General features: G+C 69.4%; 10 protein-coding genes. 5 read left to right on the top strand and 5 right to left on the bottom strand.

The genetic code is table 11. The annotated features are described in order from the left end of the window. The first annotated feature begins 49 nt into the window (after positions 1 to 49). On the top strand, positions 50 to 388 hold the full coding sequence (locus ACFXA3_RS24265) for a MerR family transcriptional regulator (RefSeq protein WP_385190045.1): 339 nt from the start codon (positions 50 to 52) through the stop codon (positions 386 to 388). 48 nt (positions 389 to 436) lie between these two features. Here the strand turns inward: ACFXA3_RS24265 and ACFXA3_RS24260 are convergent, their stop codons facing one another. After that, a complete protein-coding gene (locus ACFXA3_RS24260; RefSeq protein WP_385190047.1) occupies positions 437 to 1645 on the bottom strand; it encodes a PP2C family protein-serine/threonine phosphatase in 1209 nt (402 codons plus the stop codon). Between the two features lie 510 nt (positions 1646 to 2155). On the opposite strand from ACFXA3_RS24260, the gene ACFXA3_RS24255 reads away from it, so the two are divergent. After that, a complete protein-coding gene (locus tag ACFXA3_RS24255) occupies positions 2156 to 2515 on the top strand; it encodes a PRC-barrel domain containing protein (protein ID WP_385190042.1) in 360 nt (119 codons plus the stop codon). Between the two features lie 66 nt (positions 2516 to 2581). Here the strand turns inward: ACFXA3_RS24255 and ACFXA3_RS24250 are convergent, their stop codons facing one another. After that, positions 2582 to 3412: a hemolysin III family protein gene (locus tag ACFXA3_RS24250; protein WP_385190040.1), complete on the bottom strand. Its 831-nt coding sequence runs from the start codon at positions 3410 to 3412 to the stop codon at positions 2582 to 2584. A 205-nt stretch (positions 3413 to 3617) separates the two neighbouring features. Here ACFXA3_RS24250 and ACFXA3_RS24245 point away from each other — a divergent pair, with 205 nt between their 5' ends. Then, positions 3618 to 4178, top strand: coding sequence for a hypothetical protein (locus ACFXA3_RS24245; protein WP_266594587.1), 561 nt, complete (start codon positions 3618 to 3620; stop codon positions 4176 to 4178). Between the two features lie 141 nt (positions 4179 to 4319). Here the strand turns inward: ACFXA3_RS24245 and ACFXA3_RS24240 are convergent, their stop codons facing one another. The 3 genes from ACFXA3_RS24240 to ACFXA3_RS24230 form a co-directional block, all read right to left on the bottom strand. Then, entirely contained in the window at positions 4320 to 5468 is a 1149-nt protein-coding gene (locus tag ACFXA3_RS24240; RefSeq protein ID WP_385190037.1) for a tyrosine-type recombinase/integrase, read from the bottom strand. Continuing rightward, positions 5468 to 5686, bottom strand: a complete 219-nt coding sequence (locus tag ACFXA3_RS24235; protein WP_385130261.1) for an excisionase family DNA-binding protein — start codon at positions 5684 to 5686, stop codon at positions 5468 to 5470. Before ACFXA3_RS24235 ends, ACFXA3_RS24240 begins: the two co-directional genes overlap by 1 nt. A 216-nt stretch (positions 5687 to 5902) precedes the next feature. After that, the gene (locus ACFXA3_RS24230; RefSeq protein ID WP_385190035.1) at positions 5903 to 6175 is read right to left on the bottom strand and encodes a helix-turn-helix domain-containing protein; all 273 of its coding nucleotides are present in this window, start codon (positions 6173 to 6175) and stop codon (positions 5903 to 5905) included. A gap of 273 nt (positions 6176 to 6448) precedes the next feature. On the opposite strand from ACFXA3_RS24230, the gene ACFXA3_RS24225 reads away from it, so the two are divergent. Together ACFXA3_RS24225 and ACFXA3_RS24220 are read left to right on the top strand one after the other, a co-directional pair. Further along, complete coding sequence (locus ACFXA3_RS24225) at positions 6449 to 7711, top strand: DUF3631 domain-containing protein (protein WP_385190032.1); 1263 nt, start codon at positions 6449 to 6451, stop codon at positions 7709 to 7711. A 425-nt stretch (positions 7712 to 8136) separates the two neighbouring features. Further along, on the top strand, positions 8137 to 8991 hold the full coding sequence (locus ACFXA3_RS24220; protein ID WP_385190029.1) for a DUF2637 domain-containing protein: 855 nt from the start codon (positions 8137 to 8139) through the stop codon (positions 8989 to 8991). Positions 8992 to 9434 lie beyond the last annotated feature (443 nt).

Genomic DNA, 9434 nt, shown 5'->3' with positions numbered 1-9434 from the left:
GTGCCATACAGCACCAGGGCCCCTCGACGCGTTCCATGAGAGAGGTTCAATGACAGCAGAGGATTCGTTCGGCCGTCTCGACGACGACGACTACCCCGCCTACACGATGGGCCGGGCCGCCGCCATGCTCGGCACCACCCAGGGCTTCCTCCGCGCCATCGGCGAAGCCCGCCTGATCACCCCGCTCCGCTCCGAGGGCGGCCACCGCCGCTACTCCCGCTACCAGCTGCGCATTGCCGCCCGCGCCCGGGAACTCGTCGACCAGGGCACCCCCATCGAGGCCGCCTGCCGCATCATCATCCTCGAAGACCAGCTCGAGGAAGCCCAGCGCATCAACGCCGAGTACCGCCGCGCCGCCGAATCATCCGCGCCGCCGTCCTCGGCCTGACCCGAGTGTGCCCGTCGGGATCGGCGGGCCTCGGTCGTCGAAGGAGTGCTATTCGGGTGCGGACGCCTCCGCCAGGTCCGCCCCGGCGTCAGCGCTGCGTGTGACCTGGTGGGTACCGTGCCAATCCAGGCACATGACCGTCGCGTCGTCCTGGAGACGGCCGCCATGCGCGCGCAGAATCTCGGCGACCAGAGCGCGGGAGGCCTCGCGGGGGTGGAGATCGCCCGTGCGCACAACCAGGGAGGGCAGATCTACCTCCACAGCGCGGCGCTCGAGCATGCCGTCGGTGAGCATCACGAGGCGGTCACCCGGCTGCAGGTCCAGCCGCTGCACCCGATAGGCGGTACGTGGCTGGATACCGAAGGGAAGATCGACCTCGGGAACGATCTGCTCGACCCTTTCCCGCCTGAGGCGCAGCGGCCAGGGATGCCCGGCGTTGACGAACTGAGTAGTCCCGTCGAGCAGGCTGACGTGCAGCAGCTGGCCGGTGACGAAGCCCCGGCTGCCGTGGTCGATGACGGCCCGGTTGGCCTCCAATGCCTGCACTTCGAGCTCGGCGCCGGCACGCCTGGCCCTGCGAAGGGCGCCCACTGCGAGGGTGGCGAGTAGCGCGGCTTCCACGTCGTGGCCCATGGCATCGGTGACGGAGAGTTGCATGGTGTCGCGGTCGACGACGTAGTCGAAAGTGTCACCGCCGACGTGCGTGGCCGGTTCCAGCGCTCCGGCGACCGTGAACTGGGCTGCCTCACACGCCAGTGAGGTGGGCAGGAGTCGGTGCTGGATCTCGGCGGCCAGGTTCAGGGGCCGTGTACGGCGACCCCATTGGTAGACGTCGGTGAAGGACCGATTGGCGATCACGATGTAGGCCAGGGCGTGAGCGGTCGCGCCGATCTGCCTCATCGCGTCTTCGTCGGGGTGATCCGGCAGGAAGAGTTCGAGCAGGCCGATGGCGTCGCCGCGGTTGGTGACGGGCGCCACGACCCTGACCCGGCTGTTGCCCTCTCGCTGGAGGGCCGGCCGCTGTGTGCGCAACGCGTCCGCGTAGAGGGTGCCGGGCAGAGCGACGCGCTCAGGGGGCTCGTCGGACTCGACGCTGTCGGCTGCCCCGAGCCGGACCACTGACGACCCGGTGAAGTCGACGATCAGGAACGAGACCGCAGCAGCGTTCAGGCGGTCCCTGAGCATCCGTGCGACGACGTCCAGTGACTCCACAGGGGAGGCGGATTCCGCTGCCGCGAGCACGCCCGCAAGGTCCACCTCCACCAGCTGCTCTCCGCCGGCGCGTCCCTGATGGGCGCCTGGATCTCGCTCCTCGATTGGGGGCATGACCGCTCCTCTCCTCCTCCGACACCGTGGGGCCGGCCCCTCCACGAGAACTGCTCCCTGACGCTCTTTCCGAGCGCCCGATGCCTTACGGTCGGCCCCCACTGCCTCGTCGCGGAGCCATCCATCTGGGGTCGCAGCCTGTGACCACGGCCGGCACAGATCCGGGAAACCCGCGAGGCCGACCGTGCTCAACCCTGCCCGAGGACCCGCACGCCAGGTGGCTGCTGCTGCCCGCGCAGGCCGCGCTGCCTGACTGGTTCACCCGAACAGCAGGCATCGGCCCTACTCGGGGACGCTGCCCGGTCACCGGCATAGCACGCGCGCCCGGAATCCTCTGAGGACCCGGTTACGAGGCAAGCACCGGGGCATGGGGATGGACGATTCAAGCCGGCGGTGTGGCTGTGGCCGCCGCCTTCGAGCCGAGCGTGAGGAGACGGGGTTGTGAGCGGTGTGTGGATGTACGCGCAGGACAGCGGCTACACGTCCCGGCAGTCACTGGTGGGGTTCACGGTTGAGGCGGCTGACGGAACCATCGGGCACGTGGACCGCCAGCAGGACCAGCCCGGCATGCAACACCTGGTCGTCGACACCGGCGTGTGGGTGTTCGGCAAGAGCATTCTGATCCCGGCCGGCGCCGTCGCCAGCATCGACACCGAAACACGGACGGTAAAGGTTTCAGGGACCCTGGAAGAGATCAAAGCCGCTCCCCAGTTCACCACCGACAGCGAAACGGCTGACCACCGCTACCTGTCAGCCGTCGGCAACTACTACCTCTCCCTCCGCCGCCCCCTCGCACCCTGACCCGAAGCCAACGGCAACTCGCCCGCCCCAGGGCGACAGCAGCCCCCGGGCAGAACATTGCCGTGCTCAGTAGACGGTGAAGGAGATGGCGATGTAGTGCGCGGTGAAGGCTGCCACGGTCAGGGCGTGGAAGACCTCGTGGAAGCCAAACCAGCGGGGTGAGGGGTCGGGGCGCTGAAGGGCGTAGACAACCGCGCCCGCACTGTAGAGAAGCCCGCCGGTCACGATCAAGGCGAGTACGGGCGCCCCACCACTGTCTAGGAAGTCGGGCAGGTAACGCACCGGTGCCCAGCCCAGGGCCAGGTAGCAGGGGGTGTACAGCCAGCGGGGAGCTCCGACCCACAGGACACGGAAGGCGATGCCGGCCAGAGCGCCCGTCCACACGATCCACAGCAGGACGGACCGCTGGTCAGGGGGGAGAAGGAGCACGGCAAGCGGGGTACAGGTGCCGGCGATGATCAGGAAGATGTTGGCGTGGTCGAGGCGACGCAGAACGGCCTCACCGAGTGGTCCCCACGTGCCGAGGTGGTAGACGGCGCTCGTCCCGAACAGCATCCAGGCGGTGACGGAGTACACGGTGCAGGCCAGGGTGGCGTGCGGCGTCCCAGCCAGGCAGATGAGGACGATGCCCGCGGCCAGCGATGCGGGGACCATTCCGGCGTGAAGCCAGCCTCGTAGCTTCGGCTTGATCGGCTCCACCAGATCGGCCGCTCGCTCGACCAGGTCGGCAACCGGGTGGGAGTCCTCGGCGGCCTTGGCACGGTGCGATCCGGAGGGAGGACCACTTGCCTCGCAGCCTCCGACCGTCGGTGCGGAAGACACACCGCCGGTTTCGACGTCGTCGCGGGACACTGCTTCCCTTCCTGCCTCGGACTGCTGGGCGTCACTGGCAACCACGTGCTCATGTTAGGAGCATGGCCCGAGACCTGCCTCGGACCACCGGGCCGGCACCGCCGGACATGGCCTGTTCAGCCGCCCCATGGTTCCGGCCCTGGAGGCCTGCCCCAACTGGGGCCGTGGAAGTCGTGTAAGTCGGCGGGCCATGGGAACGATCAGGGCTTCCGAACGGGCCTCTCCGCTCTCCTACGTTCAAGGACCGCCGATGCTTCCCGAGTTCCGCTCCCACGCATCCGCCCCCCTTTCCCACCAGCTGGAACAGCGACTGGGACTGGACCCACGCCTCGAAGCGGGCCGAATCGACGTGGAGCGCGTCGCCGACATCGCCGTCGTCGCATCCGCCCACTCCGATGGGTACGCGGCCACCGCTCACCTCCTCGGACTGCTGGCCGCGCTCCCCGCTCCCACCGAGGCCGGAGAACGCTTCTGGTCGGACCTGTGGAGGACCTCAGGCTCCCTCTACCTGCTGCCCGCCAACATCAAGACGTTCGTACTGAGTTCGCTGGCCGGAGAAGGCACCGGTCTGGCCGGTCAGATCCTCTCGGCTGTCGACGAGATGACCCCGCCCCAGCGCGTCGCAGCCGGAGAGGTAATCGGCCAGGCGCTCGCCGAATCCGACCACCTCCCCGACCTCAAGACGCAGGTCATCGGCGAGCTGTGGCTCCGGGATCTCGAACTCACCGCCTGGCGGGTCCTGCACGCGGATCACAAATCAGCTGATCCGGCTGAGCGGAAAGCCTTCCTCGACGCATGGAGGTGTGTCTGAGCGCCAGGTTTCCTCTCGACACAGCACGGCCGTAGACGGGCCATCGACGAGCGCCGCCGCTGCTGTTCGGGTCCAACGGCACCCAGAGAGCCGGTGAGGGGAGGAAGGGCGAGACGCCTCCCTCCCCTCCCCCACCGATCGTCAAGCGCCCTTCGCCTGCCTCTTCACCGCTCCCTTGACGCGGGCAGCGCGTACCCGGGCGTCGATGCCCCCTGCGACCTCCTGCTGACGTTCGTCGTCGGAGTGCTGGTAGATCATCGCGGCCTTCTCCGAGGACTGTCCGGCGCGGACCATCGTGTCCTTGAGGGTCGCGCCGGACTGGGTGGAGAGGGTGTGCCCGGTGTGGCGCAGGTCGTAGAAGCGGAAGCCCTTCGGCAGGCCGACCTTCGCGCGGGCCTTGGCCCACTTCCGGCCGAAGGTCGTGCGCCGGAACGGCGCTCCCTTCTCCCCTACGAACAGCAGCCCGTCGGGCTCCTTCTCCGCGAACCAGTCCAGGTGCCGCTTGACCTCCATGTAGAGGAAGGCCGGCAGGTGGATGGTGCGGACGCCCGCCGCCGACTTGGTGTCGCCCTCGACGCGGCGTCCGGTGTTCAGTTCCGGGGCAGCCTCGGTGATCCGTACGGCGAGGGGGTCCAGGGTGACCGAGGTTCGGCGCAGGGCCGCCTGCTCCTCCGGGCGCATCGGGCCGTAGGCGCAGAAGTAGACCATCAGCCGCCAGCGCGGGCCCATGGCTTCGGCGAGGGCGTCGACCTGGGCGACGGTCGCGGTCGAGCGCTCCTTGGCCTGCTCGCTTCCCGCGCCCCTGATGCGGCACGGGTTGCGGCGGATCAGCTCGTCGTCGGTCGCCGTCTCCATGATGGCCTTCAGCAGCCGGTAGGACTTGGCGACGGTCGTGGCGCCGGTGGCGGCCAGGCGCTCGGCCCGCCAGGTCCGCACGGTCGGCGGGGTGATCTCGTCCAGGTCGAGGTCACCGAAGCCGGGGAGGACGTGCAGGCGCAGGAGCCGGCGGTACAGCTCGTCCGTGGTGGCGGCGAGGCCCCGCTCGTCCACCCACTTGAGCGCGTACTCCTCGAAGTTGACCTTGCCCACGTCGGGGTCGGTCCAGTGGTTGCGCTGGATGTCCGCCTTGGTGAGCGTGAGCCAGTCCTGCGCGTCGGTCTTCGTCGCGAAGGTCTCCGGGGCCGTGCGCCGACTGCCGTCGGGAGCCCAGTACCGCGCCTGCCAACGACCGGACGGGAGCTGGCGGGTGGTGCCGAATTCGCGCCGCCGCTGCGGCTTGCGGGCCGCCATCAGGCCGCCTTCCCGAAGCGGGAACGCGCTTCGCGGAGGGTGGGGACGGTGCTCGCGTCGATGTACGCGGTCAGCACGCTGTCGGCGATGCGGACGTGCTTGCCGAGCTTGACGTAGCGGATACGCCGCTCAGCAATGAGGCGGCGGATAAAGCGCACGCCGGTGCCGAGGCGCTCTGCGGCTTCTTCGACCGTGAGCAGACGGTCGTTTGTCGTCACCTCCTTCACGGCACTGGATTCCTCGGCAATTGATTTCCGACTCTTCCCGCCCGCTCCATCGGCGGCGAGGATTTTTCGGGCAGGGGTTATCGGCGATCGACGCAAGAGTGTCCTCTCGTGAAATGGGCAGGGGTGTGGCTAGGAACGGGACGGCTGGCGTACCGGGAACACCAATGGTCTGGAGAATCCCCGGTTTGGGAAACCGGGGATCGTCGGCTATATTTCGCCCGCTCCGGCCGTCGGCGGGTTCCCGAGGAGGGTCTGGGGCGGGGTTCCGAGGGCGGCGGCGATGGCGACGAGGTCGTCGACATCGCAGCGCCGGACGGTGCGTTCCAGGCGCGAGAGCGCAGTGAAGGTCATGGGCCGGCCCAGGGCGCGGACGCGGGCAGCGAGCTGGCGCTGGGAGTAACCGCGGGCGACACGGGTGCGCTCGATGGCCTGGGCGGCAGCGCGGCCTGCGGGTCCGATTTCAAGAGATCGCGGTGGCATTGGTGTGTTGTAGCTTCCGCTGCGGACCTTTGGGAACCCTTTCCCTGTCTGCCGTGAGCGATGCACCGACCGTCGGCAGTGATTTCGCCGACCGGGATTCCGGGTCTACGGTTATGAGGCCGAAAAAGTTTTCAGGAGTGTTAGAGCAATCTCTGGACTTCTGGGCCTGGGGTGTGGCTGTCTTGTCCACGCACCCCGGCCCAGCCGGATTTCCCGCCCAATTTCCGAGAGGTGGCCGCCAACCCGGCCGCCAGCAAAGGAGCCGCCCCCTTGATGCCCAACACCTCCGACCCCGCTGCCGCGCCCACGAAGGCGCTCTGGCCGCCGGTGGCGGTCCCCGGCCAGCCTGATGCCGACCGCACCGCCCAGGAGGACGCAGTAGCCGAGCCGCAGACCTCCCCCTCCCAGCCCGACTCCGCCCCGATCGGCCCCCGTTCGCAAGGAGACCAGGCGCTGTTCGACCTGGCCGCGCAGATCCAGCGGTACGTGGTGCTGCCGAGCACCGAGGCGCTCACTGCGGTGACCCTGTGGGTGGCAGCCACGCACCTGCAGACGGTCTGGCAGCACGCGCCGCGCCTGGCGGTGGTGGGTCCGGCGAAGCGGTGCGGGAAGTCGCGCCTCCTGGACGTGATCACCGAGACCGTCCACGACCCGCTGATCACCGTGAACGCCTCGGCGGCGGCGATCTTCCGGTCGATCGGCGAGTCGGATCCGCCGACCCTGCTGGTGGACGAGGTCGACACGATCTTCGGATCGGCGAAGGTCGCGGAGAAGAACGAGGAGCTTCGGGGCCTGCTCAACGCGGGCTTCCAGAAGAGCCGTTACACGCTGCGCGTCGCAGGGCCGAACCACGAGGTGGTCCGCTTCCACACCTTCGCGATGGCCGCCCTCGCCGGAATCGGCGATCTGCCCGACACGATCATGGACCGGTCCGTGGTCATGCGGATGCGGCGCCGCAGGAACGGCGAGACCGTCTCGGAGTTCCGCGCCTTCCGCGACACCCCCGCCCTGCACGCCGTACGCGACCGCCTCGCCGCGTGGCTGCGCCCGCGCGGGAAGGAGGCCACGAGGCTCATGCCCGTCTCCATGCCGGTGGAAGACCGGGCTGCGGACACTTGGGAGGCGCTGGTCATCGTCGCGGACCTCGCCGGAGGCGGCTGGCCTGAGCGTGCCCGCGCCGCATGCCGGGTGATGACCGCACACGAGGCGGCCCACGATCAGGACAACTCCCTGCACACCCGCATCCTGGTCGACATCCGCCGCGTCTTCGCCGCCTGCGGCAATCCGGCTGCCCTGCCCACCAAGACGATCCTCGGCCTGCTCAACCGCGACGAGGAGGCGCCGTGGGCCGACGACGGCGCCAAGGGCCTGGGGCCGCGCCGCCTGCAACTACTGCTGAAGCCCTACGACATCGGCTCCTCCACGCGCCGCTTCCCCGAGGGAATCCAGGCCAAGGGCTTCACCCGCGCCCAGTTCACCGACGCCTGGGACAGGTACTGCCCGCCGGAAACCCCGTCGGAGCCCTCCGGGGCCTGACCGTCCCCACTCGTCCCACCCGTCCCAGGGCGACAAGCGTCGCAGCGCGCAGACCTGCCGTTATGGCCGCACGGCGTCGCTCCAGGCACCGGGGCTTGTTCCGCATAGACCCGTACCACTCGTATCAGTGCAGGTCAGGGCGGGGACGGCTCGCGAGGTCGGGACGGATCAATCCGTACCAGCACCCGCGCCAAGCCACCCTGCGCCCGAGAACCCCGCTGCCGCGCCGGACCCTCCTTGACCCGTCCCACTCGTATCGGACGAGGTCAGCACGGGGACCGGTCGCCGGGCCGGGACGAGTCCAACCCGTATCCCCACGTCACCCGTACCTGCCCTGACCAGGCACGGGACGAGTGGGACGACTTCCACCCATCCACGGCGGCCCCAGTCGGCCGCCGACTTCCCACCCATGGAGTGCACCCGCTTTGCCCGCACCTGCCGCCCCCGCATCTGGCAGCCGAACCGCCGACCAGTACGTGCTGGCCGCCGCCGGATGCGTGATCGTCGCCCTGACCGCCACAGGGTTCTGGCTCTCCTACGCCCACCTCGCCGAGGTCGCAGGACAACACGGCCTGGACGCCTCGCCTGCCAGGAAGTGGGCATGGCCCGCCACGCTCGACGCGTTCATCATCTCCGGCGAGCTGCTGATGCTGCGGGCTGGCCTGCGCCGGACCACGGACTGGTGGGCCATCGTGCTGACCGCCGCCGGCTCGATCGGCTCGATCGCCCTGAACGTCGCAGGCGTGAGCGGCGCACACGGCACCGGCAGTGTCCCGACACTGGACTACGTGGTCGCCGCGATACCCCCGGCAGCCGCCCTTGTCGCCTTCGGCGCCCTCATGCGCCAGATCCACCAGCGCCTCGTCGACCCCGAACACGCACACCGGTGCACACCCAATACCCGAGGCGGCCAACCCACCTCGGTCGCCGCATCTCGCCCTCAGGACGACGCTCCGGTCCGCGGACCCCACCCCGACCCAGAACTCGAGCAGCTGGTGGATCCCCCGAACCACTACGCCCCACGCGTGCCTGCCGCCGACGGTCCCCGAGAGCAGGAACCGCTGGTGCCCACACGCAAGGTCGGCCGACCGAAAACCGGTGAGGAGGACGAACTCCTGGCCGTCGTGGCCACGCTCGACGGGAAGCCATCCCTGAGCGCCATGCGCAAGGCCCTCAAGGAAGCGGACCACACCGTCAGCAACGAGCGCCTCGGGGTGCTGCAGAAGCGCCTCATCGAGCACCGCGCACCGTCCCCCACCGAAACCCCAACCGGGCACTGACCGATAATCACCGCAGGTCAGCACGCTGTTGTCCCGGGCAAGGGCAGCCCCTGTCCGGTCCCCGAAACCTGACGGTCCCGGACCCGACCACCGACGCGGTCCCGAACCGCGCCCCCGCTCCCATCCGGGCATAGCCCGAGCCGCCGGTCCCCATCACGCCCTCTGGCCCGGTCCCCTCGCCGGAGGTCCATGGGGGACCGTGCCCACCTGCCGACCGGGACCGGACAGCCTCCCTCGCCTGCTGGCATCCGCCCGCCTCGGGACCGTCAGGCAGCCAATTCACACTTTCCCCGCAGGAGTCTGCATGCCCTTCGAACCTCACCACACCAACACCCCGGCGGCGAGCTCGACCCTGTCGAATCCAGCCGACAACAGCTTGAAGGGGCAGACCACTTCGGCCCCAGACCAGGCAGCAAGGTATGGCGTTGGACCGTCCAAGGGCC

This window comes from Streptomyces sp. NPDC059456 (assembly GCF_042750055.1).
Taxonomy (GTDB): Bacteria; Actinomycetota; Actinomycetes; order Streptomycetales; family Streptomycetaceae; genus Streptomyces.
Note: the sequence above shows the minus strand (reverse complement) of the source record. Positions and strands in the feature narration are given on the sequence as shown.

Bases quoted from the DNA above. Each gene is read 5' to 3' on its own strand.
- ACFXA3_RS24245 (WP_266594587.1), top strand. From the start codon at position 3,618: ATGCTTCCCGAGTTCCGCTCCCACGCATCCGCCCCCCTTTCCCACCAG.
- ACFXA3_RS24225 (WP_385190032.1), top strand. From the start codon at position 6,449: ATGCCCAACACCTCCGACCCCGCTGCCGCGCCCACGAAGGCGCTCTGG.
- ACFXA3_RS24230 (WP_385190035.1), bottom strand. From the start codon at position 6,175: ATGCCACCGCGATCTCTTGAAATCGGACCCGCAGGCCGCGCTGCCGCC.
- ACFXA3_RS24265 (WP_385190045.1), top strand. From the start codon at position 50: ATGACAGCAGAGGATTCGTTCGGCCGTCTCGACGACGACGACTACCCC.
- ACFXA3_RS24240 (WP_385190037.1), bottom strand. From the start codon at position 5,468: ATGGCGGCCCGCAAGCCGCAGCGGCGGCGCGAATTCGGCACCACCCGC.